This is a genomic window from Algorimicrobium bowmanii, assembly GCF_054031195.1.
In genome coordinates this window covers 1,345,001-1,369,771 of sequence record NZ_CM132929.1, presented here as the reverse complement: position 1 = coordinate 1,369,771, position 24,771 = coordinate 1,345,001, and the positions used below count along the sequence as shown (strand labels likewise).

The 24,771-nt window shown below is 33.8% G+C and carries 21 protein-coding genes and 2 rRNA genes (1 of these 23 running past the window's edge); 14 read left to right on the top strand and 9 right to left on the bottom strand.

Annotated elements, in window-relative coordinates; genetic code table 11:
• Window positions 1-14: 14 nt before the first annotated feature.
• On the bottom strand, window positions 15-920 hold the full coding sequence (locus tag ACW5R3_RS06020) for a hypothetical protein (protein ID WP_456578689.1): 906 nt from the start codon (window positions 918-920) through the stop codon (window positions 15-17).
• A gap of 188 nt (window positions 921-1,108) precedes the next feature.
• Between ACW5R3_RS06020 and ACW5R3_RS06015 the strand changes: the two genes are divergently transcribed.
• Together ACW5R3_RS06015 and ACW5R3_RS06010 are read left to right on the top strand one after the other, a co-directional pair.
• Window positions 1,109-3,982 carry a fibronectin type III domain-containing protein gene (locus ACW5R3_RS06015; RefSeq protein ID WP_456578688.1) on the top strand — a complete coding sequence of 958 codons (2,874 nt, stop codon included), beginning with the start codon at window positions 1,109-1,111 and terminating at the stop codon, window positions 3,980-3,982.
• Between the two features lie 85 nt (window positions 3,983-4,067).
• On the top strand, window positions 4,068-4,685 hold the full coding sequence (locus ACW5R3_RS06010) for an IMPACT family protein (RefSeq protein WP_456578814.1): 618 nt from the start codon (window positions 4,068-4,070) through the stop codon (window positions 4,683-4,685).
• Here ACW5R3_RS06010 and ACW5R3_RS06005 read toward each other — a convergent pair.
• Window positions 4,669-5,088 (bottom strand): acyl-CoA thioesterase, encoded by a 420-nt coding sequence (locus tag ACW5R3_RS06005; protein ID WP_456578687.1) that lies wholly within the window; start codon window positions 5,086-5,088, stop codon window positions 4,669-4,671. The genes ACW5R3_RS06010 and ACW5R3_RS06005 overlap by 17 nt on opposite strands.
• Before the next feature lie 177 nt (window positions 5,089-5,265).
• On the opposite strand from ACW5R3_RS06005, the gene dnaA reads away from it, so the two are divergent.
• The 3 genes from dnaA (at window position 5,266) to ACW5R3_RS05990 (ending at window position 8,009) form a co-directional block, all read left to right on the top strand.
• Complete coding sequence (dnaA, locus tag ACW5R3_RS06000; protein ID WP_456578686.1) at window positions 5,266-6,693, top strand: chromosomal replication initiator protein DnaA; 1,428 nt, start codon at window positions 5,266-5,268, stop codon at window positions 6,691-6,693.
• Window positions 6,694-6,711: 18 nt separating this feature from the next.
• Window positions 6,712-7,188 (top strand): low molecular weight protein-tyrosine-phosphatase, encoded by a 477-nt coding sequence (locus tag ACW5R3_RS05995; RefSeq protein WP_456578685.1) that lies wholly within the window; start codon window positions 6,712-6,714, stop codon window positions 7,186-7,188.
• Window positions 7,189-7,292: 104 nt separating this feature from the next.
• On the top strand, window positions 7,293-8,009 hold the full coding sequence (locus ACW5R3_RS05990) for an SAM-dependent methyltransferase (protein WP_456578684.1): 717 nt from the start codon (window positions 7,293-7,295) through the stop codon (window positions 8,007-8,009).
• Window positions 8,010-8,012: 3 nt separating this feature from the next.
• On the opposite strand, the gene ACW5R3_RS05985 is transcribed toward ACW5R3_RS05990, so the two are convergent.
• The 5 genes from ACW5R3_RS05985 to dapF form a co-directional block, all read right to left on the bottom strand.
• On the bottom strand, window positions 8,013-8,678 hold the full coding sequence (locus tag ACW5R3_RS05985) for a peptidoglycan-binding protein LysM (RefSeq protein WP_456578683.1): 666 nt from the start codon (window positions 8,676-8,678) through the stop codon (window positions 8,013-8,015).
• 110 nt (window positions 8,679-8,788) lie between these two features.
• Window positions 8,789-9,697 (bottom strand): DUF2279 domain-containing protein, encoded by a 909-nt coding sequence (locus tag ACW5R3_RS05980; RefSeq protein ID WP_456578682.1) that lies wholly within the window; start codon window positions 9,695-9,697, stop codon window positions 8,789-8,791.
• A 3-nt stretch (window positions 9,698-9,700) separates the two neighbouring features.
• Entirely contained in the window at window positions 9,701-10,744 is a 1,044-nt protein-coding gene (gene mltG / locus ACW5R3_RS05975; protein WP_456578681.1) for an endolytic transglycosylase MltG, read from the bottom strand.
• Window positions 10,745-11,269, bottom strand: coding sequence for a GNAT family N-acetyltransferase (locus ACW5R3_RS05970; RefSeq protein WP_456578680.1), 525 nt, complete (start codon window positions 11,267-11,269; stop codon window positions 10,745-10,747).
• Window positions 11,263-12,042, bottom strand: coding sequence for a diaminopimelate epimerase (gene dapF, locus ACW5R3_RS05965; protein WP_456578679.1), 780 nt, complete (start codon window positions 12,040-12,042; stop codon window positions 11,263-11,265). The genes ACW5R3_RS05970 and dapF overlap by 7 nt, the downstream gene beginning before the upstream one ends.
• Window positions 12,043-12,191: 149 nt before the next feature.
• Between dapF and ACW5R3_RS05960 the strand changes: the two genes are divergently transcribed.
• The 9 genes from ACW5R3_RS05960 (at window position 12,192) to ACW5R3_RS05920 (ending at window position 22,176) form a co-directional block, all read left to right on the top strand.
• Window positions 12,192-13,604 (top strand): trypsin-like peptidase domain-containing protein, encoded by a 1,413-nt coding sequence (locus ACW5R3_RS05960; RefSeq protein WP_456578678.1) that lies wholly within the window; start codon window positions 12,192-12,194, stop codon window positions 13,602-13,604.
• A 167-nt stretch (window positions 13,605-13,771) separates the two neighbouring features.
• Window positions 13,772-15,220: a glyceraldehyde-3-phosphate dehydrogenase gene (locus tag ACW5R3_RS05955; protein ID WP_456578677.1), complete on the top strand. Its 1,449-nt coding sequence runs from the start codon at window positions 13,772-13,774 to the stop codon at window positions 15,218-15,220.
• 200 nt (window positions 15,221-15,420) lie between these two features.
• Complete coding sequence (locus ACW5R3_RS05950; protein ID WP_456578676.1) at window positions 15,421-16,032, top strand: tRNA (guanine-N1)-methyltransferase; 612 nt, start codon at window positions 15,421-15,423, stop codon at window positions 16,030-16,032.
• A gap of 152 nt (window positions 16,033-16,184) precedes the next feature.
• Window positions 16,185-16,862, top strand: a complete 678-nt coding sequence (trmD, locus tag ACW5R3_RS05945; protein ID WP_456578675.1) for a tRNA (guanosine(37)-N1)-methyltransferase TrmD — start codon at window positions 16,185-16,187, stop codon at window positions 16,860-16,862.
• A 142-nt stretch (window positions 16,863-17,004) separates the two neighbouring features.
• Window positions 17,005-17,358, top strand: coding sequence for a 50S ribosomal protein L19 (gene rplS / locus ACW5R3_RS05940; RefSeq protein ID WP_456578813.1), 354 nt, complete (start codon window positions 17,005-17,007; stop codon window positions 17,356-17,358).
• Window positions 17,359-17,981: 623 nt separating this feature from the next.
• A complete protein-coding gene (locus tag ACW5R3_RS05935; RefSeq protein ID WP_456578674.1) occupies window positions 17,982-18,554 on the top strand; it encodes a pentapeptide repeat-containing protein in 573 nt (190 codons plus the stop codon).
• A gap of 235 nt (window positions 18,555-18,789) precedes the next feature.
• Complete coding sequence (locus tag ACW5R3_RS05930; protein ID WP_456578673.1) at window positions 18,790-21,015, top strand: NADP-dependent isocitrate dehydrogenase; 2,226 nt, start codon at window positions 18,790-18,792, stop codon at window positions 21,013-21,015.
• 119 nt (window positions 21,016-21,134) lie between these two features.
• Complete coding sequence (gene murQ / locus ACW5R3_RS05925) at window positions 21,135-21,971, top strand: N-acetylmuramic acid 6-phosphate etherase (protein WP_456578672.1); 837 nt, start codon at window positions 21,135-21,137, stop codon at window positions 21,969-21,971.
• Window positions 21,943-22,176, top strand: a complete 234-nt coding sequence (locus ACW5R3_RS05920; protein WP_456578482.1) for a DUF6095 family protein — start codon at window positions 21,943-21,945, stop codon at window positions 22,174-22,176. Before murQ ends, ACW5R3_RS05920 begins: the two co-directional genes overlap by 29 nt.
• Window positions 22,177-22,299: 123 nt before the next feature.
• On the opposite strand, the gene rrf is transcribed toward ACW5R3_RS05920, so the two are convergent.
• Both rrf and ACW5R3_RS05910 read right to left on the bottom strand, forming a co-directional pair.
• Window positions 22,300-22,408, bottom strand: a 5S ribosomal RNA gene (gene rrf, locus ACW5R3_RS05915).
• 117 nt (window positions 22,409-22,525) lie between these two features.
• A 23S ribosomal RNA gene (locus ACW5R3_RS05910) occupies window positions 22,526-24,771 on the bottom strand; it runs 579 nt beyond the window's last position.

Sequence of the window (24,771 nt, the reverse complement as noted above, 5' to 3'; positions counted from 1 at the left end):
TTTCGTATTAAAAACTAAGAAACTACTGCCGACTTGTAATCTCCAATAGGCTTTGGTGTTTGAATTATTTTTTTACTCCCTTTACTTGCTAGAATCACAAAACATATAAAAGGGATTAAACCATGAGGAATTCTATACACTGTTGCAAACAAATACTGATGCAAGGTTAAAAACGAAACATCATAAGTAAATCCACTTAAAATTCTCGCGAAAGCTGTTACTAAACCCCAAAAGGCCGCATACAACAAAGCTACACGTGACACTTTTGGTACAAAAATTAAAATAGCAGCTATAAAATCTAATATACCCGCTACAAAAAGAAGTGTTTTAGCTAGGTCTTCAGTGACTGGTAAAATATTCAATGTCATTGTTACAAAATTACCAGGTAAAGGATATACGGCTCCTATTGCATACACACCATGACTTACAAAAGCTAAAGCTGTGATTATTTTTAACGGCATGATTATTTTGGAAATATCCAACTTAACTTTTAATAAATACAATAATACAAATGGTGCCCCAAATTGTATGCTATGCTCAAAAAACATACTTATATGATAAAATTTACTCTTGGTAAGTAGCAATGCTAAAAGAAACAAAAATACACCTCCAATAAATAAGATAATTTTAAACACTTTTTTGGAATGCTCTTGTATCAATAAACTCACTATTGCACAAATAGCATAAAACACTCCATTTATTTTCATAATATTCTGAATCGTACTATCAGCAAATGAACTGGTAACATAATCCTTCCAACTGGTATTAAAAACACCTTCTACAATAGGACTTAATAGTTTTTGATCCCAAAGCAAGGATCTGAATGGTGCGTCCCAAAATATATGTTCATAAGCACGACCTATAAACACACAAAAACAGGTTAATTTCAATAAAAACAGAATATTCTTTTTAGTCATCATAATACAAAAGTAAGACCTCAAATATACTTTAAGAACACCCCAAGACATATTACTTAATCATTAACTATTCATTACCGAAATCCTACTTAAAAGTTATGCCTTTTAAGTTAAAGTTATCAATAAAAAAGCCTAGTAGTTATTTATAAAAACCATTCTATTTTCGGCTCAAATTCTAAAAATTAATAGCAATGAAAAAAATTACATTATTGATTTTACTATGCGTAACATCAATACTATCACACGCTAACAATGATCGTTATCGTCTGGTAATCACGGACAATCCCGCAACAACAATTACCATTGGATGGGATCAAACTTCTGGCTCAAATCCAGTTGTATATTATGGTACTACCGATTTTGGCGTAAACTTTAATAACTATCCATTTAACAAAGCTGTAGAACGCGTTGTAGATTATAAATCTATGAACAACAACTTTGTAAAATTAACCGGACTAACACCTAATACTGCATACTATTTTGTAATTAACGATTCCGAAGGTACAAGTAATCGTTTTTGGTTTAAAACAGCTCCTGACACCAATATACCAATGTCATTTATTGCTGGGGGCGATTCAAGAAATAATATTGTGCCACGCCAAAATGCTAACCTATTAGTTTCTAAATTAAAACCGACTGCTGTCTTTTTTGGTGGTGATATGACTAGTGGAGATAGCGGCTCCGAATGGATTGAATGGTTAAACCACTGGCAATTAACTACCTCTTCTGACGGAAGGATGATTCCTGTAATTCCTGCTCGTGGAAACCATGAGGATTCCAACCAAAGTATCTATAATTTATTTGACACACCATCGGAAGATGTCTATTACGACATTACTTTCGGGAATAACCTTTACACCATATATACCTTAAATTCTGAAATAACAGCCGGAGGAAATCAATCACTATGGCTACAAGACAAATTGAATACTGAAAATGCTATTTGGAAGTCTGCACAATACCATAAGCCAATGCGTCCACACGTGGGTTCTAAATCCGAAGGAAATGATGAATACAATAACTGGTCACAATTATTTTATGATTTTGGTGTAGATCTGGTTTATGAATCTGATTCTCATGATGTAAAAACTACTTACCCAGTAAAACCTTGTGATGGCAGCGCTAATTGCGATGAAGGTTTTGAAATAGATAATGAAAACGGAACTGTTTATGTAGGCGAAGGCTGTTGGGGCGCTCCATTAAGAACAGCTGACGACAATAAAGCTTGGACAAGGGATTCTGGTTCATTTAATCAGTTTAAATGGATTACCGTAACAACAACTGAAATTACTGTAAAAACCATTATGGTAGATAATGCAGAATCTGTTGGTGAAAATTCTAATAACGAAATAGCTGGTGTCCTTCCTGAAAACACAGCCGTATGGAATCCTGCAAATGGAGATACTGTAGTTATTACAAATAATATTGTTACGCATATTGCGGCTATTTCTGCAAGTCAAGATTCTGAAGAAGCTGCAGACGGAAGTATAGACCTAACAAGTTCCGATTTAGAATTTGTATATGACGGCGGATCAAACCAAGCAATAGGTATTGAATTTAGTAATGTAACAATCCCGGAAGGTGCAACCATTACCAATGCTTATATTCAGTTTACAGCAGACGCTTCTGATAGCGACGACATAGATTTATTAGTTTCTGTAGAAGACACCGGAAATGCATTGCCTTTAACAAACTCATCTCATGATGTTACATCAAGATCCTATTTAAATAGTGTTTTATGGTCACCAGATGCGTGGAGCAACGATGCTAGTGGTGAAGCAGAACGCACATCTGACATTACAAATGCTATACAAACAGTGGTAGCGAAATCCTCTTGGTCAAATGGCAATAGTATTGTTGTAAAAATTGAAGCCACAGCAGAATATTTAAACCTACTTAATGAAAATAGACGTGCAGATTCAGTAGAAGAAGGTAACGCTGCGGTGCTACGTGTAGAGTACACCGAATCACCGAACGAATATCCTGTAGTTGAAATTTCTTCTCATGAAGACTTTGCTTATATTGAAAACGGAAATAACATTTCATTTACTGCCAATGCTACAGATACAGATGGTAGCATAGAACATGTAGAATTTTTTGTAGATGATATTTCTATTGGTCTAATTACAACAGCACCTTACGCTATATCTGAAACACTTAGCAACGGTGTACATGAATTAAAAGTTACCACTCAAGATGATCAAGGAGGAAAAAACACGAAAACAATAACACTTTTCATAGGCGAGTATACCACTAGCCTAGCTATAAACGCCTCTGTTGATGCTGAACAACAAAGTGATGGTAGTATGGAATTATCAAGTTCAGATTTAGAATTTGTGTACGATGCTAGTTATGTAGCCGGAAACCAAGTAATAGGTATTGAGTTTGGAAACGTTATTATACCTAAAGGCGCTACAATAACCAGTGCATATATTCAATTTACCGCCGATGCAACAGATAGCGAACCACTTGATTTATTAATAGCTGTTGAAAACAATCCAAATCCAGAAACGATAAACGATAATTTAAACAACGTAACTTCTAGAACTTACCTTACACCACAACTATGGACACCAGACCGTTGGGACAATAATTCAAATGGTGAAGAGGAACGTTCTTTAGATTTATCTACAGATATAAACACGGTTATTTCTCATGACCAATGGGAAGTTAACAATGCAATAGTTGTAAAAATTGAAGCTACGGATGAATATTTAGACCTAGATAATGAAAGACGTCGTGCAGATTCCGCTGATGAAGGAAACCCTCCTGTTTTACATATTACGTATGAAATAATAAATGAAACCCTTCATACAGATACAGTGCAGCAAAAAAAACAGGAAGTTAGTTTATACCCTATTCCTGCATCCGACGTGATAAATATTAAATCGAACACCACGTTTAATACAGCGCAATTTTACACCTTAACAGGCAAGTTTATATCCACATTACAAGTAACTAATGCATCAATTGATAGTCGTAGTCTATCTTCTGGTATCTACATAGTAAAACTTATAAACACAAATACAAACACAACAAGCTTTAAAAAGGTGATTATAAAATAAGCAACCTTTTAAGTTTAGTAAAAAACGTCCATCATAATTTTAATGATTGGGCGTTTTTTTATATCATTGGTATTTTACATCCATAATGACTCTTAAAGACACCTATAAAACTATTACAGCAGCATCGGAAGAAACGCTTTTAAAAGAAAAAAATAGCAAATTTTTTGGCTATGCGTTTCCTATAAAAGATGAAGATGATGTGAAATCTCACCTAGATTCCATTAAAAAGCAACATCATTCTGCCAGACATTGGTGCTATGCTTATCAAATAGGAACTAAAGAGCCACATATTCAATTTAGAGCAAATGATGATGGTGAACCTAACAATTCGGCAGGAATGCCCATATACGGACAAATACAATCCTTTGACGTTACCAATGTGCTGATTATTGTAGTTCGTTACTTTGGAGGAGTTAAGTTAGGTGTTGGCGGTTTAATTAGTGCTTATAAGGCATCTGCCCAATTAGCCTTAGAAGCATCTCATATTGTAACTAAAACCATTAACAAGCAATACTTAATTCAGTTTGATTATAAAAACATGAACAAAGTCATGCGCGTTATTAAAGAGAATAACTTAAATATCGTTAATCAAACATTAGAATTAGATTGCAAAATTACAATTTCTGTTCGCCTTAAAGAAAGCGAACAAATCATGCAAAAATTCAATTCTATTTATGAAGTAAATATTAAGGAACTTGATTAAACGACATGATTTTCTTTAATATATAGTCCGGGCATTTCATAGGCCGCTTAGTATTCATATCAATAAAAGCTAAAACTGTATTAGCGGTTACTAAAATATCACCTTTAGAATTGGTTATTTCATAATCAAATTCAATTTTAACAGCCGGTTCTTTTTTAAGTTGCGTTTTCACTTTTATAACCTCGTCATAAAGTGCTGACTTCTTAAATTTTAAGCTTAATGAGATTACAGGCAGCATAACACCACTTTTTTCCATTTCATTATAGGACATTCCCATTTTACGCAACCACTCTGTACGCCCCATTTCCAAGTATAATGCGTAATTACCATGGTGTACCACTCCCATTTGGTCGGTTTCACCATACCGAACTCTTATAGGTATTTCATCAAAAAAGAACGCCATATCTGATTATTTTTTTGTAGTTTAGACAATGTAATAAACATGCGAAAAAATATCTTAATATTCAATAGAGATACATTTTTTTTTTAAGATTTTTGTTCACATATTTGCCAAGCTAAAGATCAATAAGGGAATTCCATTTCCTTTTCAACTACTAACAAGTAAATTTTAATTTTTATAATGAGTGTAACTGCGCAAACGGTATGGGGAAATTGTCTAGAATTCATAAAAGATAATATACAACCGCAAGCATATAAAACATGGTTTGAACCTATAGTCGCAGTAAAATTCACTGATAACGCACTTAGTATTCAAGTACCAAGTAAGTTTTTTTACGAATGGCTAGAGGAACACTATGTTAAAATTTTAAAAGTAGCATTAACCAAACAATTGGGTGAAAATGCCAAATTAGTGTACATTATTAAAATGGAAAACACTTACGGTAATAAACAACCATTTACAGAACGTATTCCAAGTGCTAATAGGTCTGCTGTAAAAGCTCAAGATGTTGACATTCCATTAAACAACAAAAATCGCGAATTACGCAACCCTTTTGTTATTCCGGGTATTAGAAATGTTAAGATAGAATCGCAATTAAACCCAAATTATAGTTTCGAAAATTTCTTAGAAGGAGACTCAAACCGTTTGGCTAGAAGTGCCGGTTTAGCTGTAGCTGCCAAACCAGGAGGCACATCTTTTAATCCATTATTAATTTTTGGAGGTGTTGGTTTAGGTAAAACACACTTAGCCCACGCTATTGGAGTTGATATTAAAGACAAATATCCTGAAAAAACAGTTTTATATATTTCAGCTGAAAAATTCACCCAACAATATATTGATGCTGTAAAGAAGAATAATCGTATAGATTTTATTCATTTCTATCAAATTATAGATGTGTTAATCATTGATGATGTTCAGTTCTTATCAGGAAAGTCTGGAACTCAGGATGTATTCTTCCATATTTTTAATCACCTACACCAAAACGGTAAGCAAGTTATTTTAACTAGTGACAAAGCTCCGGTGGACATGCAAGATATTGAACAACGTTTGTTATCTCGTTTTAAATGGGGATTATCAGCAGAATTACAAAGTCCTGATTTTGAAACTCGTGTTTCTATACTACGCAACAAATTATATCGTGATGGTGTTGATATGCCTGAGGAAATAATTGAGTATGTTGCTAAGCATATCAAATCTAACATTAGAGAGTTGGAAGGTGCTATCATTTCATTAATAGCACAATCATCATTCAATAAAAAGGAAATCACAGCCGATTTAGCAAAACAAGTTGTTGAGAAGTTTGTTAAAAATACGAAGCGTGAAGTTTCTATAGATTATATACAGAAAATTGTATCTGATTATTTCCAAATGGATATAGATACACTTCAGTCTAAAACACGTAAACGACATATCGTTCAAGCCAGACAATTAGCTATGTTTTTTGCTAAAAAATATACCAAAGCGTCTTTAGCAAGTATTGGTTCACAAATAGGTAAACGTGATCATGCAACGGTACTTCATGCTTGTAAAACCGTTGACAACCTATCTTCTACAGACAAACAGTTTAAAAAATATGTAGAGGACTTAACTAAAAAACTATCTGTTTAAACTTATAAATTACACCCTATGCAGGATACACAAGTAACTAAAATCCTCATGGTATGTTTGGGTAATATATGTCGATCGCCACTTGCGGAAGGTCTCTTAAAATCCAAATTACCAGATTCTAGATTTTTTGTGGATTCTGCAGGAACGGGTAATTATCATGTAGGTGATAAACCAGATCCTCGCTCAATAAAAATTGCCAATAAATATGGGCTAGATATAACTTCACAGCGTGGCAGACAGTTTAAGGTTTCCGATTTTGATACATTTGATGCCATCTATGTCATGGATAATTCCAATTTTGAAAACGTCATCAAATTAGCCAGAAATGCAACTGATATTGCTAAAGTACATTATATTTTAAACGAAATTTACCCCAATCAAAACCACAGTGTTCCAGATCCTTATACCGGAGGGATTCAAGGCTTTGATAATACATATAAAATGCTAGATGAAGCCTGCTCTATATTGGCTAGTAAATTAAAGAAACAACTTTAATTTACTGTATCATTTCGTTTATACACAAAAAAACGACGCTCAATATTAGCAATTAAAATTAAAGGCTATATTCCGATTCTTATAAATAAACGCTTTTCAAACTCATGCAAACGTCCAAAGGAAAATTATATTTAATACCAACAACATTAGGAGATACCAATCCCTTAAATGTTTTACCTATAACCGTTAAGAACACTATAGACAGTATAGATATTTTTATTGTTGAGAATGAAAAAACAGCAAGACGGTTTATAAAACAAATATCCCCTGAAAAAAAACAGCCAAGTTTAAAGTTGTTTTTATTAAATAAGTTTACCGATTACACCGAGTTACCCGATTTTTTAACCCCTTGTTTGGAAGGAAAAAATATAGGTTTATTATCGGAAGCAGGATGTCCTGCTGTGGCGGATCCGGGAGCAGATGTTGTTAAAATTGCTCATCAAAAAAACATTCAAGTTGTTCCTCTAGTTGGACCATCATCAATTATTATGGCTGTCATGGGGTCAGGAATGAATGGGCAAAGTTTTGCTTTTAATGGCTACCTTCCCATTGATAAGCAGGAACGAAAAGCAGAATTACAACGCTTAGAACGTTTATCTTACCAACAAAACCAATCGCAATTATTTATAGAAACACCGTATAGAAACAATGCAATGCTTGCAGATATATGCAAAGTATTACACCCAGAAACAGATGTATGTGTTGCTTGTGATATCACCTTACCTACCGAGTTTATAAAAACACGTACAGCAAAAGAATGGCAAAAAAATAATGCAGACCTTCATAAAAGACCTGCAATATTTATTATTCATAAAAGCTAGAATTTAAGCTGTAAGCTTCACTTTTGCTTTTCTATTAGGCTCGACATCTGATGTATCATAGCCTGAAAATTTCTTTATATAATACTGTATAGATGTACCATAAGCATCTGTAAAACCTTGTTCACCATAACTCCTTAGGTATTTTTTTACGTTTCCAGGGCCTGCTAAGTGTGCTGCAGCCAAAATTCCAGATTCCGTAATACGGATTCCATTAATAGTTTTACCATCAAAACGCTTGATATCTTTTCTTAAAATCCATTTATTACGCTCTGCATTAGCTAAAAAGGCCTTTTCTTGTAGCTCCGGATTATTAAGAAAGTAAACAGGGTTATGAATACCAATTAACTTTAAGGTTTCTTTACCAAACTGGTATTTACCTAAATAGCCAAAAGTATTCACTGTAAAATAATCTCCTCTTGATTCTTTAAAACCTAAAGCTTCTTTAAATCCTACAAAGGATTTACCCAATTTTGGAGAATACGGCTTATACGTTTTCTGCAATGGTAAAAAATGATCTAATTTAGCATCTGTAGTTTCTACAGTATTAACTGCTAAATCATTCTTCGAATAATCAGTTTCAGTTATAGTCTTATTTGAAATAAAAGAACTAAACACTAAAACACATATTATAAGTACTAGCACTAGATAATTTAAGATACTCTTTCTCATAATTTTTGAATTTCATACACTTTTCACCTTAAGGTTATGGGTGTAAAATTTCAGCGTGCAAATATACAACTTTTTTTTAATATCTGAAAATTAATAGATTAAGTGTTAATTTAGAAGTAAATACCATGAAGTTTAAAACCGGTGTCAGTATTAAACTCTACAGCAGGAAATGGCACCTTAATAGTATTGAAAATTTCAAAAACAGTTTTCAATACATGTGACTTTGTTTTTATACGAGAAAGATCAACATCTAAACTCAAATAAAACTGTCTTACCCGGTTTTGATTACTTATTGACAAATCTGTTGTTTCATTAGAACCAGATAGCATTCCATCAGCACCATAGCCTAAAGCTAAGTTTAACCAAGTAGGTAATTTACTTTCATCAAAAAAAGCATGTAGGTTTAAACTAAGCCAATATGTTTGTCCGTTATAATCTTTTAAAAATTCCTCTGAGAATCCATTTCCTAAAACTTCTGGACGTTGGGATGCATATTGTGTTCTATGAAATGAATATTTTAGAGTTATCCGTTGCTCTTTCCAAAGTAATTCTTGACCTATAAAAAGTGCTGTTCCAGTAGCATTTGCACCCATATCACCCCATGAAAACCCCCACTCTTCTGAAAAACCATCAAAAATTTCTACAGCTGTTAAGAATGTAAAACCTAATGTTCCTCCATATAACAATTGATTTTTCTCGCTAACACCACTCCATTTTAGAACATTTGCCCCTTGCCTACCTAATTGGTACGCCGAGTAAACATGTCCTAATTTATCCATTTGCAACCACTGACTCGTATCATCTAATGTATGAAAATCAGATCGAGGATAATCAGCATACCATAACTGATTTAATGCTAATAATGAAGCGGAACCTATAATTGTTTCTGAGCCAATTACCGTATTACGTCGTGATATATTTAAGGTATCACTGGGTTCAAGAAATCTATTAATACTTGATTGTCCCCAACTCGTAAAACATACAATCCCTAAAACAATATGAATATAAAACTGTTTCAAATTTTATTTATAAATACCTTGTTTAGATAAATAAGCGTGGTATTCACGAGCGTTGGCATTATGCTGTCTAAGTGTTTTAGCAAACTTATGATAGCCTAAACGTTTAGCATCAGCAGCAAAATATAGATAACTATGCTGTTCATAGTTTAAAACGGCATCAATAGCTGATATATCTGGCATTGCAACCAAACCTGGTGGTAAACCAGCATACATATAAGTATTGTAAGGCGAATCAATTGTTTTATGCTTATTTAACACCCGTTTAATAACTGTGTTTTGATATTCCGGTAATTGATAAGCAGCAAATTTTAAAGTTGGATCTGCTTGTAAAGGCATCTTTATACGTAATCTATTAATATAAACCCCTGCTACTCGAGGTTGCTCATCTGCTTGCTTGGATTCTTCATAAACTATAGACGCTAAAGTCATAACGTCATTTTCAGTTAAATTTAAAGCTTTAGCTTTCTCTAATCTAGTAGCAGTCCAAAATCGGTTGTATTCTTTTAGCATACGATCACGAAATTGTGTTGCCGATGTGTTCCAGAAAAACTCATAGCTATTTGGTAAATACATACCCAAAGCTGTAGCATCAGTAAAATTGTTTTTATTCAAAAAATCAGCATCACGCATAGCTGTAATTAAAGACAAACTATCCGCTTCAATTTGGCTACTAACACGTCCCGCCAAATCTTCTAAAGATTGTTGATTATTAAACGATAAATTAAAAGGCAAATTCTTACTGCGAATAGAATTGATAATATCGTTATTATTCATTCCTTTCTTAATAGCAAATCTACCAGCTTTAATATTGGTTGTATATTTTTTTTGTGTTGCCAACGCATCAAAAGTTGACATATCTTTTAACAAAGGCTCCAATTGTTCTCGAACATCATTATAATTTGCATCCGAAGACACATAAATATAGGCTTCTTCATTATTAAAAGCTGTGTTACTAGAAAACATAGCATTATACACAAAATATGCTAAGTATCCTGCTACTAATAAACCGATTAAGGCAACTGCCCAAAGTATTTTTTTTATATACATTTAATTTAAAATTCGTTGTAATAAATATTCATTTTTAAAAGAACCGTTTACATAGTTCCAATCTTTTTTTAATCCAATGTTAGTAAAGCCTTCACCTTCAAATAATTTTAAGCTAGCATTATTTTCTTCTGAAATATTACAATATAACTGATGAAGATTTAAATAGCTTTGAGTATATGTTATAAGTAACTGCAAAGCCTCACGCCCATAACCTTGTGATCTATCAGATTTGTTATATATCAAAATACCAACACCGGCACGTTTATTTTTAAAATCACAATCAAAAATATCTATAAGCCCTATACATTCATGATCTGTATTAACAATCATTAAACGCAATTGCTTAACCTCATATATATCTTTGTGAGCATTTTCTAAATATTGTTTAATTAAATATCTAGAATAAGGAGTTTGTGTGCTACTTAACTCCCAAATAGATTCGTCATTTTCAATGGTATAAATAAAGTCTAGATCCTCAGGTTCTAAAGCTCTTAAATAACACTGCTTACCCTGTAATGTTAGCATAAAACTTCACCTTTAAAAACCTGTTTAGCAGGACCAATAAGCCAGATATTTGTATAAGTATCTGCATTAACATCAAAAGAAACCTGTAATTCACCACCTTCCGTTTGAAGCGCTATTAAATTTTTATCGGTTTTACCAGTAGCATACATAGCTATAGCTACAGCAGTTACTCCTGTTCCGCAAGATAATGTTTCATCTTCCACACCGCGTTCATAGGTGCGAACAGAAAAATTACTATCTGAATTTTTAGTAACAAAATTAACATTGGTACCAGCCTGATTATAGGGCGAACCGTAACGAATTTTAGTCCCCAATCCTTTTACATCCATGGTTTTCAAATTCGTTTCTATTTGCACATGATGTGGTGATCCTGTATTTAAAAAAGTATGTGTGTCTAAAATTTCTAATTCAGAAACCTCTTGCATTTCTAACTTAATATAATCCGGTGTAATTATCGCACGATGTTTACCATCTACCGCCATAAATTCAGCGCTAGTATCAACAATTCCTAAAAAATTAGCAAAAGCAACTAAACAACGACCGCCATTACCACACATGGTACTTTCGTTCCCGTCAGCGTTATAATAAACCATTCTAAAATCTAACGATTCATGGTTTTCTAGGAGGATTAATCCATCTGCGCCTATACCAAAACGCCTATCGCAAAGCCTTTTAATAAGTTTCGTATTCTTTTTATTAAAAATTTGCTGGCGATTGTCAATCATAACAAAATCGTTTCCAGTTCCTTGATATTTATAAAATGTACATGTCATAGCTGCGCAAATATAGCAATAATAGATGGTATTTTTCTATGTTAATTAGGCGTTAAAATATGCGTTAAAAAAAGTTAAACTTTCTTTTGAAATTCAATAATGATTTAATTTTAATCGTTATTAAATTTTAATTAAAACAAACATAGATTATGAAAAGAATTTTAAGTCTCGTATTTGTTTCCGTATTAGGTGGTGTTTTAACATTGTCTGCCTACAAACTATATTTAGAACCAGAAATGGCTATTACTACCGAAAGGCCCGTTAGTCAGTCATCATATTTTCCAACGAGCATAAAAACCACAAACCTTACTGGTTCTAATGAAATTCCAAGTTTTGTGGAGGCTGCAGATAAAAGTGTTCATGCGGTGGTTCATGTAAAAAACACAGCTGTTGTAAGTACTCCAAGTACCTTAGAAGATTTCTTTTATGGCCGCCGTTCACAGCAAGCACAAGTAGGAACAGGTAGTGGTGTAATTATTAATAAAGATGGTTATATAATTACTAATAACCACGTTATATCTAATGCCAATGAAATTTCAATTACAACTAATGATAATAAAATTTATGAAGCCCAATTAATCGGAACAGATCCAAAAACAGATATTGCGCTACTTAAAATAGATGCCGATGAAGATTTACCATTTATGACTTTTGGAGATTCCGATACGGCAAAAATTGGTGAATGGGTTTTAGCAGTTGGTAATCCGTTTAATTTAACTTCAACAGTTACTGCTGGTATTATTTCCGCAAAATCTCGTGACCTTTCGGGTCAGAATTACCAATCCTTTATTCAAACAGATGCTGCCGTAAACCCAGGAAACTCAGGTGGTGCCTTGGTAGATAAAAATGGCGATTTAATTGGAATAAATACTGCCATTAGCTCTCAAACAGGTTCTTATATTGGATACTCTTTTGCTGTACCTAGTAATATAGCGCGGAAAGTTGTTGAAGACATTATGGAGTTTGGAAATGTTCAAAACGGTATTTTAGGTGTCAGCGGAATTAGCTTAAATGGATTAACTTCTCAAGAATTAGAAATTCCGTTTACAGAAGGTTTTTACGTAGGTTCTGTTGAAGCAAAATCTGGAGCTGAAAAAGCAGGGATTGAAAAAGGCGATATTATCACTCAAATAGATAATGTGAAAATTTCAAAATTTGCCGACTTAACAGGGTACTTAAACACCAAACGCCCTAATGATGTTGTAAATGTTACTTTATCAAGAAATAATTCTGAACAAACCATAGCTGTAACGTTATCAAAACCGGAAATTTTAACTACTGAATTCTTAGATATTCAAGTAAAAAATATATCAGACAACATTAAAGATGAATACGATATTGAACACGGTGTTCTAGTTACAAAAAGTGATAACTATTGGTTATATCAAAAAATTGGACTTAATAAAGGTTACATAATAACCGATATTAATGATGTTCCGATTACCACTATCGAAGATATTTCAAAATTAAAAAATAAATATGGTGAAGATTTTAAAAATAAAATTGAAAAAATAAGTGTCATAAACCGTCGTGGGCAAAAGCAAAGTTTTATTTTTAGGTAACCAACTGCAAACCAAAAAAGTCCCTTTTACTAATAAATTATAAAAGGGACTTTTTTATTTAAAAAAACATTACGAAAACGTTTGAAATATACTACTTTTGCACTCAGATTTAAGCTCCAACAAAGCTTGGATAAACAAAAATTAACAACACACTAAAATTATTACAAATGAGTTTTAACGAAACTTATGAAAGCGAATTAGCTTTTCAAGCCGATAGACGTAGAGCTACGGTAGAATTTATTAAAATTATTAGCGATCTATGGTACGATAAATCTATCGAGCTTGTGTTATTTAGAAATCAGTTAATTGACCGCAACGTCAGTGAAATTTTAAATTTACACGAATATGCCGGCGAATTTGTGCAAAAACCTATCTCTATTTTTGATTCAGTTGAAATTGCACAAGCAATTAAAACGTTAGACTTACCGCCAGCAAAATTAGATATAGGAAAACTAACTTTTGAGTACCACTTAGAAGAGAAAAACTTCAGTAACGCATTAGCTTTTGTAGCTCACAAACTTCAGGATGCCAAAAAAGAAAATAACATCAAACCTAAAGATGTTGTTTTATACGGATTTGGTCGTATTGGTCGTTTAGTAGCTCGTGAATTAATGACTAAAACAGGAAAAGGTAGCCAATTACGTTTAAGAGCTATTGTAACTCGTGGCGCCATAAACGAAACTGTTTTAGAAAAAAGAGCCTCTTTATTACGTAATGATTCTGTTCATGGTGATTTTTCAGGAACTGTAGTTACAGATGTAGAAAATAGCGCATTAATAATTAATGGTACAACGGTTAATATTATTTCTGCAAATGCCCCTGAAGATATTGATTACACGAAATATAGTATCAACGACGCCTTAATTATTGATAACACCGGTGCTTTTAGAGATGATGAAGCCTTAAAAAGACACTTAGTTTCAAAAGGTGCTTCTAAAGTTCTACTTACAGCTCCAGGTAAAGGTGTTCCTAATATTGTTCACGGTGTTAACCATACAGAGCATAATCCTGACCAAGTTGATATCTTTTCAGCTGCTTCTTGTACAACAAATGCAATTACTCCTGTTCTAAAAGCTATTGAAGACACTTTAGGTGTAAAAAGCGGACATTTAGAAACAATACATGCTTATACAAACGATCAAAATTTAGTAGATAATTTCCATAAAAAATACCGTCGTGGCCGTGCTGCAGCATTAAATATGGTTATTACGGAAACAGGTGCAGGTAGTGCCGTATCTAAAGCGTTACCTAGCTTAGAAGGTAAATTAACTTCTAACGCTATTCGTGTACCAGTACCAAACGGATCCTTAGCAATCTTAAATTTAGATTTAGAAAAAGAAACATCTATTGAAGCGCTAAATGCAACACTTAAAAAATATGCTTTAGAAGGTAATTTAGTAGAGCAAATTAAATATGAATTAAGTGACGAATTAGTTTCAAGTGATATTGTAGGAAGCTCTGCTCCATCAATATTTGATAGTAAAGCTACTATTGTTCGTCAAGATGGTAAAAATGCCATTATATATATATGGTATGACAATGAATACGGATACAGCCATCAGGTAATCCGATTAGCAAAATATATCGCTAAAGTAAGACGTTATACGTATTATTAGTAGTTACATATTTTTACATAAAAAATCTCGTTTTCTATAAAACGAGATTTTTTTTTAAATGTAGAAATGAAAAACATCTAAATAAGAATACGGTCCGTATATAAAAGAGCTTCTGTAAAAAACAGCTTTTAAATTATTGTGATTTATACTAAACATATTTTCTTATTTTCGCAAAAAACTATAATTATTACACCTTATAAATGAATAGCCTAAAAAAACTTGTACTGCTTTTATTACTAGCGATTTCAGCTACTTTAACGGCACAAAACACACCTGATAATACCGATAATTTATCCTTAGATTCGGGTACTATAGACAATCAATTTGATTATGTAATTAAACGTTCTAACAATTACCAGGATTATAAAGTTGTTAAAAAGAATTGGTTGAATACACTTAAATCTCATACGTTAGATTCGCTTCAGGCTGTTCACACAAAAATAGCAACAGCCAATGGCACTATATCTAATCAAAACAATGAAATTACAAGCTTAAAAAACAAATTAGAAACCACACAAAAAACTCTAGACCAAACAACAGAAGAGAAAAATAACATGGAGTTATTTGGTTTACAAATGACGAAACCAAATTATAATGTATTAATGTGGTCTATTGTAGCTTTACTACTAGCCTTATTAATTTTGTTTATTTATAAATATAAAACGAGTAATGCTATTACTAAAGAAGCTAGAAAAACATTATCGGAAACCGAAAACGAATTTGAAGAACACCGCAGAACAGCTTTAGAGCGTGAACAGAAAGTAAGACGCCAACTACAAGACGAACTCAATAAACAAAAAGGAATTAATTAAATGTTTTCCCGAACAAGTTTAAAAATCTACAAACCTAATGGTCTTGTAGATTTTTTTTTGCCATTAACGAAGTAATTACATATTTAACTTATCAAGGAAAATTAAATTCCGAGTAAGATTTTCAGTTATATTTGCAGTTCAAAAATCAAATTATGCGTATTGATATTATTACGGTCTTACCCGAATTATTAAAAAGTCCTTTTGAAGCGTCTATTTTAAAACGGGCTATTGATGCCAATTTGGTAGAAGTCCATTTTCATAATTTACGCGACTATACCACAGACAACTATAAAACTATAGATGATTATCAATTTGGTGGTGGTGCAGGTATGGTAATGATGATAGAACCTATCGATAAATGTATTAGCAAACTACAGGCTGAGCGTACCTATGACGAAGTTATATATATGACTCCAGATGGAGAGACTTTAAACCAAGGCATAGCAAATCACTTATCTTTAAAAGGAAATATTATCATTTTATGTGGACATTATAAGGGTGTTGATCAACGTGTTCGTGATCATTTTATAACACGAGAAATATCTATTGGAGACTATGTGCTCTCTGGAGGTGAACTTGGTGCAGCCGTTTTATGTGATACTATCATTCGATTAATACCTGGTGTATTAGGTAATGAAACTTCAGCATTAACAGATTCTTTTCAAGATAATCTACTTGCTCCTCCTATCTATACAAGACCAAGGGAGTATAAAGGTTGGAAAGTGCCTGAGCTATTATTTAGTGGTAATTTCCCGAAAATTGAAAAATGGCGAGAAGATCAAGCTTTAGAACGTACCAAGACCCGTAGGCCCGATTTATTAGATGACTAATTTTTATAACAATACAATTTAAAAAGTCAATCTATTAATTGCAGAGTCTTTTTATTTAGTTATATTTGCAGCCAATTTCGAGTTAACCTCTGGCGAAAATCGTGTATGTTGTTTTGAATTAATTATGAAAAAATTAAAAGATATGGAATCTTTAATCAAGTTTGTACAAGAAGAGTTTGTAACAAAAAAGGATTTTCCAGAGTTTAGCGCTGGAGACACAATTACAGTTTATTACGAAATTAGAGAAGGTGAAAAAGTTCGTACACAGTTCTTTAGAGGTGTTGTTATTCAAAAAAGAGGAACAGGTACTTCTGAAACATTTACTATTAGAAAAATGTCAGGAACAGTTGGTGTAGAACGTATTTTCCCAATTAATATGCCAGCTTTACAGAAAGTTGAAGTTAATAAGCGTGGTAAAGTACGTCGTGCACGTATCTACTACTTTAGAGGCTTAACTGGTAAGAAAGCTAGAATTAAAGAAAGCATGAAACGTTAATACTTGTTAATAACGTTCAAAAGCCCTGTTTTTACAGGGCTTTTTTTATGAACAATTGTTAACAACAAAAGTTTATAACATGTTTAAAACTAAATAGTTACATATAGTTAAAATATCTAAAAACATACGTATATTAGCTATATAATTAAAAAACGTTCATTATTTAGTTATTGTTTTTCTAAGTTTAAAGTTCATTACCTAATTAAAAATAGCTTTTAAACTAAATGGCTTTAATAATTATTACGGCACAAGTAAACAGTGATGCGTAAGTTAAAGTCTAGAGCGAATTGTATATTTTAAGATAAACGCTTTACAAGTAACAATGGATTTAAATAACAATTGATCCTAAAACATTGTTCCAGAAAAACAATAAATTGAAACATTTAAGCAATGCGTATTTTATTTAAAAATTGCTTATTTATGTTTCATATTTTTTGAAGTAGTCTAACTTAATTACAGTTTGTAGATTATTTACTACAACATACAACCAAGGGTTACTGTAATTCTTAAAAACTATTTCAAAAAGAAAGCCATGTCAAACTAGGTTTAAACCTAATATGATATGGCTTTTGTTTTAAACAAATTTAAATGTTTAAATTTACACGACTATATATACGCGAGTTATGAACTTACCTCTTATATTAGACAAACAATACAGTAAAACAGATTTTGAAGACGAATATCTGCAACAGGCAGAATATGACAGTTGTACCTTTAGTCATTGTAATTTTTTAAATGCAAATATATCAAACATAACATTCATTGACTGTGAATTTATAGAATGTAATTTAACAGCTGTTGTAGCTAAAAATACCACATTTAAAGATGTCGTGTTTACAAACTGTAAAATTTTAGGGGTACAGTTCGGTAATTGTAATCCATTTCTACTAGCATTTGATTTTAATAACTGTTCTTTAGATTTATCCAATTTTAATAACTTAAAATTAAAAAACACGCTATTTAAAGATTGTAACTGTAAACAAACTGATTTTTCAAATGCAAATCTATCACATAGTAAATTTATAAATTGCAATTTAAAAGATGCTGTATTTACGAATTCAAATCTCTCTCATACAGATTTCACAAGTGCTAAGAACATTAGTATTCAACCAGAGACAGTAAATTTAAAATCAGCTATGTTTTCTAAGGAAAATGTTTTGGGCTTATTAAAAAGTTATAACCTGATAATTAAATAACAAATACCTAAAACAGTAAATTTCAACCTAATTAATGCATATTTTAAGAAGGAAACTTTCCTGACAAATGTAAATTTCTAAAAAAATTACATTAAAAATTACGAATTATACATTTATGAAATGTTTCCTGTATTATTTAATAGCTATATGCATAAGCTACCTATATTCCTATAAGAATTTCTTATATTTGCAATGCTTAAATAATTGCAATAATATCAACTAAAATCATATTCAAATGACAGACTCTTCTACAATAATTTATACTAAAACAGACGAAGCACCAGCTTTAGCAACGGCATCTTTTTTACCAATAGTTAAAGCATTTGCAAAACCATCTGGAGTAACTATAGAAACAAAGGATATCTCTTTAGCAGCTAGAATATTAGCCGCTTTTCCAGAATTCTTAACAGAAGAACAACGTGTCGAAGATGCATTAGCTATTTTAGGTGACTTAGTAAAACAACCTGAAGCTAATATTATAAAATTACCTAATATCAGTGCATCTGTACCTCAATTAAATGCTGCTATTAAAGAGCTTCAAGATAAAGGTTATAAATTACCTAACTATCCTGAAGAAGTTAATACGGATGAAGATAAAGACATAAAAAATCGTTACGATAAAATTAAAGGAAGTGCAGTAAACCCGGTATTACGTGAAGGTAATTCAGATCGTCGTGCACCAAAAGCCGTTAAAAACTTTGCTAAAAAGCACCCTCATTCTATGGGAGCTTGGTCTAAAGATTCAAAAACAAACGTTGCAACCATGAGTGCAGGAGACTTTGCTCATAATGAAAAGTCTGTAACTATAGACAAAGCGACAAGTATCAAAATAATACATACTGATACTAATGGAAATACAAATATCTTAAAAAATGATTTTCCACTTTTAACAGGTGAAATCATTGATGGTACCGTACTTAGTAAAAAAGCTCTTTTAAGCTTTTTAGAAGCAGAAATTGAAGATGCTAAAGCTAACAATGTGTTATTTTCATTACATATGAAAGCAACCATGATGAAAGTAAGTGATCCAATTATATTTGGTCATGCTGTTCGCGTATTCTTTAAAGATGTATTTGAAAAATATCAAGATGACTTTAATAAAATAGGTGTTGATGTTAACAATGGTTTCGGTAATCTAATTAAAAATCTTTCTGAATTACCGGAAGACAAACGTCAAGCTATTGAAGCTGATATCGAGGCAACTTTTAATAGCCGCCCAGATTTAGCTATGGTAAATAGCGATAAAGGTATTACAAACCTACATGTACCTAGTGATGTTATTATTGATGCTTCTATGCCAGCAATGATTCGTACTTCTGGTCAGATGTGGAATGAAGAAGGGAAACTACAAGATACAAAAGCTGTTATACCAGATAGTAGTTATGCAGGTATTTATTCAGCAACTATCGATTTCTGTAAAGAACACGGTGCTTTCGATCCAACAACTATGGGAACTGTTCCTAATGTTGGTTTAATGGCTCAAAAAGCTGAAGAATACGGATCTCATGATAAAACATTTGAAATTGAAACTAATGGTACTGTTTCAGTTGTAGATTCTGAAGGAAACACATTAATTGAACATACTGTAGAAGCTGGAGATATTTGGAGAATGTGTCAAGTTAAAGATGCTCCTATTCAAGACTGGGTTAAATTAGCTGTAAATCGTGCAAAAGCATCTCAAACGCCAGCTGTTTTTTGGCTAGATGAAGAAAGAGCACATGATAACGAATTAATCAAAAAAGTTAACACATACTTAAAAGACCATGATACAAACGGTCTTGATATTAGAATTTTATCTCCAATAAAAGCAACGCTTTTTACATTAGAACGTGTTAAAGCAGGAAATGATACAATATCAGTTACAGGTAACGTATTAAGAGATTATTTAACTGATTTATTTCCAATTTTAGAATTAGGTACATCTGCAAAAATGTTATCCATTGTTCCATTAATGAATGGTGGTGGTCTTTTTGAAACTGGAGCTGGTGGTTCTGCACCAAAACATGTAGAACAATTAATTACAGAAAATCACCTACGTTGGGATTCACTAGGAGAATTTTTAGCACTAGCTGTTTCTTTAGAACATTTATCAGAAGTTAGTAATAACCCTAAAGCTAAAATATTAGCAGAAGCATTAGATGAAGCTACTGAGAAGTTACTAGACAATAACCAATCTCCGTCAAGAAAAGTTGGTGAATTAGACAACAGAGGTAGTCATTTTTATCTAGCAAAATATTGGGCAGAAGCAATTTCTAAGCAAACAAAAGATAACGATATGAAAAATGCATTTGAAAAAATAGCGTTATTATTTAATGCAGAAGAAGAAAACATTATTCAAGAATTAAATGGTGTTCAAGGTAAACAAGTAAATATTGGTGGTTACTATGAACCAAATGATAATTTAACAAGTACGGTTATGCGTCCAAGTGAAACGCTAAATAATATTTTAAATACTTTATAATATTAAATAACAAACTTTAAAAAAGCTCCTTAATTATAAGGAGTTTTTTTTTGGGGGGCTATCATAACAGAAATAATCATTTTCAATTTAAAAAAATAATATTTCGTAATTTTGAGACTATGAAATTTGAAAAAACTACGGAACAAGATTCCAAATACAATCATCTAGAACAGATGTCTATATCAGAAGTATTAAACCATATTAATACTGAAGATCAAAGCGTACCGATAGCCGTATCTAAAGCTAAATACCAAATAGAACTATTAATAACTCAAATTATATCAAAACTTAAAGATGGCGGTAGACTATTCTATATGGGAGCAGGTACAAGTGGTCGATTAGGAATATTAGATGCCTCAGAATGTCCACCTACTTTTGGTGTTCCTGAAGATTTAGTTATAGGTTTAATTGCTGGAGGTGATCTTGCTATTAGAAAAGCTGTTGAAAATGCAGAAGATTCTTTAAGTCAAGGTTGGAAAGATCTAGAAGCATTCAATATATCATCTAAAGATATCGTTATTGGTATTGCTGCTTCTGGAACAACACCATATGTTATTGCTGCACTGAAACAATGTCAAGAAAATAACATTATTACTGGTTGTATTACTTGTAATAAAAATAGCCCATTATCAGAAGTGTCTAACTATCCTATTGAAGTTATTGTAGGTCCAGAATTTGTTACAGGAAGCTCACGAATGAAAGCAGGTACTGCACAAAAATTAGTTTTAAATATGATTACCACTACTACCATGATACAACTTGGTCATATTAAAGGCAATAAAATGGTTGACATGCAATTAAGCAATGCAAAATTACAGGATCGCGGAATAAAAATGATCATGACCAGTTTAGATCTTACGTATGCTAAAGCAGAAGCTTTATTAACTACTCATAAAAATGTTAGAACAGCAATAGAAAATTATACCGATGGAACCAGAAACAAAACGAACAAATAAAGACATACTATATAAAGGCTTAAAAAAAATGGGGATTTCCTTACTTTGTATGTTTATAGGTCCTAGTTTATTACATGTTGCTTTTACAAATCAAGAAAAACCCTTATACCTTGCCTTGTTAATTCTAGGATTAGTTATTGGAGTATTAGCAATAGTATTCGCTTTTAAAGGCCTGCAAACAATAATGAAAAGTATGTTTGATTAACAGACTGTATTAACCAGAAGTAAAAAGCGCATCATGCGCTTTTTTTTGGTCCTTATTATAAGGATTGGGGTTGTTAAATAGAAGACAAAAAAAAATCCTGACTCATAAATGAATCAGGATTAAAAAAGGCGGCGACCTACTCTCCCACGAGATGCAGTACCATCGGCGCTAACGGGCTTAACTACTCTGTTCGGAATGGTAAGAGGTGAGCCCCGTCGCTATAACCACCTTAAGTTATAGCTTCAGTAACATAATATTACTTCAGCGTCCCATATATATGGAACAAATATTTTAACATATTGAAAAAATTACATGAATTGTGTTGTAAACGTTTATAAAAAAACAGGCGTACAATAAGCCTATGGGTTATTAGTACTACTCGGCTATGACATTACTGCCTTTACACCTATAGCCTATCAACGTGGTCATCTCCCACGACCCTTTAAAGAAATCTCATCTTGTGGTGGGTTTCGCGCTTATATGCTTTCAGCGCTTATCCCTTCCAAACGTAGCTACTCTGCAATGCTCCTGGCGGAACAACAGATACACCAGAGGTTTGTCCAACTCGGTCCTCTCGTACTAGAGTCAGATCCACTCAAATTTCTAACGCCCACAGTAGATAGAGACCGAACTGTCTCACGACGTTCTGAACCCAGCTCGCGTGCCACTTTAATGGGCGAACAGCCCAACCCTTGGGACCTTCTCCAGCCCCAGGATGTGACGAGCCGACATCGAGGTGCCAAACCCCCCCGTCGATGTGAGCTCTTGGGGGAGATCAGCCTGTTATCCCCGGAGTACCTTTTATCCTTTGAGCGATGGCCCTTCCATGCGGAACCACCGGATCACTATGCTCTACTTTCGTACCTGATCGACCTGTATGTCTCTCAGTCAAGCTCCCTTATGCCATTGCACTCTACGCACGGTTACCAAGCGTGCTGAGGGAACCTTTAGAAGCCTCCGTTACTCTTTTGGAGGCGACCACCCCAGTCAAACTACCCACCAAGCACTGTCCCTTCAGATGAAGGTTAGACTCTAGATAAGCAAAGGGTGGTATTTCAACAATGACTCCACAACGCCTAGCGACGCCGCTTCAAAGTCTCCCACCTATCCTACACATTACTTATCCAAAGCCAATACTAAGCTATAGTAAAGGTTCACGGGGTCTTTTCGTCCCACTGCGGGTAATCGGCATCTTCACCGATACTACAATTTCACCGAGCTCATGGTTGAGACAGTGTCCAGATCGTTGCACCATTCGTGCAGGTCGGAACTTACCCGACAAGGAATTTCGCTACCTTAGGACCGTTATAGTTACGGCCGCCGTTTACTGGGGCTTCATTTCAGATCTTCGCCGAAGCTAAACCCTCCACTTAACCTTCCAGCACCGGGCAGGTGTCAGGCCATATACGTCATTTTTCAATTTAGCATAGCCCTGTGTTTTTGATAAACAGTCGCCTGGACTCTTTCACTGCGGCCCATCCGAAGATGGGCGACGCTTCTCCCGAAGTTACGCGTCCATTTTGCCTAGTTCCTTAACCATGAATCTCTCGAGCTCCTTAGAATTCTCATCCCAACTACCTGTGTCGGTTTAGGGTACGGGCTGCTTCACTCGCTTTTCTTGGAAGTCGATTTGCTGGATTATCACCGCAGCCGTAGCTTTAGTGTACTATCGGAGTGTTACCACTTCCTTCAACGTACTATTCCGTCAGTACGCACCAACTTTTCGCCTCCGTCACTTTTAGTGTGAGCAGGTACAGGAATATTAACCTGTTGGCCATCCACTACCCCTTTCGGGTTCGCGTTAGGTCCCGACTAACCCTCAGCTGATTAGCATAGCTGAGGAAACCTTAGTCTTTCGGAGTGCGGGTTTCTCGCCCGCATTATCGTTACTTATGCCTACATTTTCTTTTGTAGCTTCTCCAGCAAGCCTCACGACTCACCTTCGACGACACTACAATGCTCCCCTACCCATCTTTCGATGCCATAGCTTCGGTAATATGTTTATGCCCGATTATTATCCATGCCGAACCGCTCGACTAGTGAGCTGTTACGCACTCTTTAAATGAATGGCTGCTTCCAAGCCAACATCCTAGCTGTCTAAGCAGTTCAACCTCGTTTTTTCAACTTAACATATATTTGGGGACCTTAGCTGATGGTCTGGGTTCTTTCCCTCTCGGACATGGACCTTAGCACCCATGCCCTCACTGCTGATTATCATTATATAGCATTCGGAGTTTGTCAGGAATTGGTAGGCGGTGAAGCCCCCGCATCCAATCAGTAGCTCTACCTCTATAAAACTATAAATCAACGCTGCACCTAAATGCATTTCGGGGAGTACGAGCTATTTCCGAGTTTGATTGGCCTTTCACCCCTACCCACAGGTCATCCGAAGACTTTTCAACGTCAACCGGTTCGGTCCTCCACTGTATGTTACTACAGCTTCAACCTGCCCATGGGTAGATCACACGGTTTCGCGTCTACCACTACTAACTAAAGCGCCCTATTCAGACTCGCTTTCGCTACGGATCCGGACCTGAAGTCCTTAACCTTGCTAGCAACGGTAACTCGTAGGCTCATTATGCAAAAGGCACGCCG

What these genes read in the sequence shown, in the direction of transcription:
- ACW5R3_RS06020 (WP_456578689.1), bottom strand. Translation starts at nt 920, where the DNA reads ATGATGACTAAAAAGAATATTCTGTTTTTATTGAAATTAACCTGTTTT.
- ACW5R3_RS06015 (WP_456578688.1), top strand. Translation starts at nt 1,109, where the DNA reads ATGAAAAAAATTACATTATTGATTTTACTATGCGTAACATCAATACTA.
- ACW5R3_RS06010 (WP_456578814.1), top strand. Translation starts at nt 4,068, where the DNA reads ATGACTCTTAAAGACACCTATAAAACTATTACAGCAGCATCGGAAGAA.
- ACW5R3_RS06005 (WP_456578687.1), bottom strand. Translation starts at nt 5,088, where the DNA reads ATGGCGTTCTTTTTTGATGAAATACCTATAAGAGTTCGGTATGGTGAA.
- dnaA (WP_456578686.1), top strand. Translation starts at nt 5,266, where the DNA reads ATGAGTGTAACTGCGCAAACGGTATGGGGAAATTGTCTAGAATTCATA.
- ACW5R3_RS05995 (WP_456578685.1), top strand. Translation starts at nt 6,712, where the DNA reads ATGCAGGATACACAAGTAACTAAAATCCTCATGGTATGTTTGGGTAAT.
- ACW5R3_RS05990 (WP_456578684.1), top strand. Translation starts at nt 7,293, where the DNA reads ATGCAAACGTCCAAAGGAAAATTATATTTAATACCAACAACATTAGGA.
- ACW5R3_RS05985 (WP_456578683.1), bottom strand. Translation starts at nt 8,678, where the DNA reads ATGAGAAAGAGTATCTTAAATTATCTAGTGCTAGTACTTATAATATGT.
- mltG (WP_456578681.1), bottom strand. Translation starts at nt 10,744, where the DNA reads ATGTATATAAAAAAAATACTTTGGGCAGTTGCCTTAATCGGTTTATTA.
- ACW5R3_RS05970 (WP_456578680.1), bottom strand. Translation starts at nt 11,269, where the DNA reads ATGCTAACATTACAGGGTAAGCAGTGTTATTTAAGAGCTTTAGAACCT.
- dapF (WP_456578679.1), bottom strand. Translation starts at nt 12,042, where the DNA reads ATGACATGTACATTTTATAAATATCAAGGAACTGGAAACGATTTTGTT.
- ACW5R3_RS05960 (WP_456578678.1), top strand. Translation starts at nt 12,192, where the DNA reads ATGAAAAGAATTTTAAGTCTCGTATTTGTTTCCGTATTAGGTGGTGTT.
- ACW5R3_RS05955 (WP_456578677.1), top strand. Translation starts at nt 13,772, where the DNA reads ATGAGTTTTAACGAAACTTATGAAAGCGAATTAGCTTTTCAAGCCGAT.
- ACW5R3_RS05950 (WP_456578676.1), top strand. Translation starts at nt 15,421, where the DNA reads ATGAATAGCCTAAAAAAACTTGTACTGCTTTTATTACTAGCGATTTCA.
- trmD (WP_456578675.1), top strand. Translation starts at nt 16,185, where the DNA reads ATGCGTATTGATATTATTACGGTCTTACCCGAATTATTAAAAAGTCCT.
- rplS (WP_456578813.1), top strand. Translation starts at nt 17,005, where the DNA reads ATGGAATCTTTAATCAAGTTTGTACAAGAAGAGTTTGTAACAAAAAAG.
- ACW5R3_RS05935 (WP_456578674.1), top strand. Translation starts at nt 17,982, where the DNA reads ATGAACTTACCTCTTATATTAGACAAACAATACAGTAAAACAGATTTT.
- ACW5R3_RS05930 (WP_456578673.1), top strand. Translation starts at nt 18,790, where the DNA reads ATGACAGACTCTTCTACAATAATTTATACTAAAACAGACGAAGCACCA.
- murQ (WP_456578672.1), top strand. Translation starts at nt 21,135, where the DNA reads ATGAAATTTGAAAAAACTACGGAACAAGATTCCAAATACAATCATCTA.
- ACW5R3_RS05920 (WP_456578482.1), top strand. Translation starts at nt 21,943, where the DNA reads ATGGAACCAGAAACAAAACGAACAAATAAAGACATACTATATAAAGGC.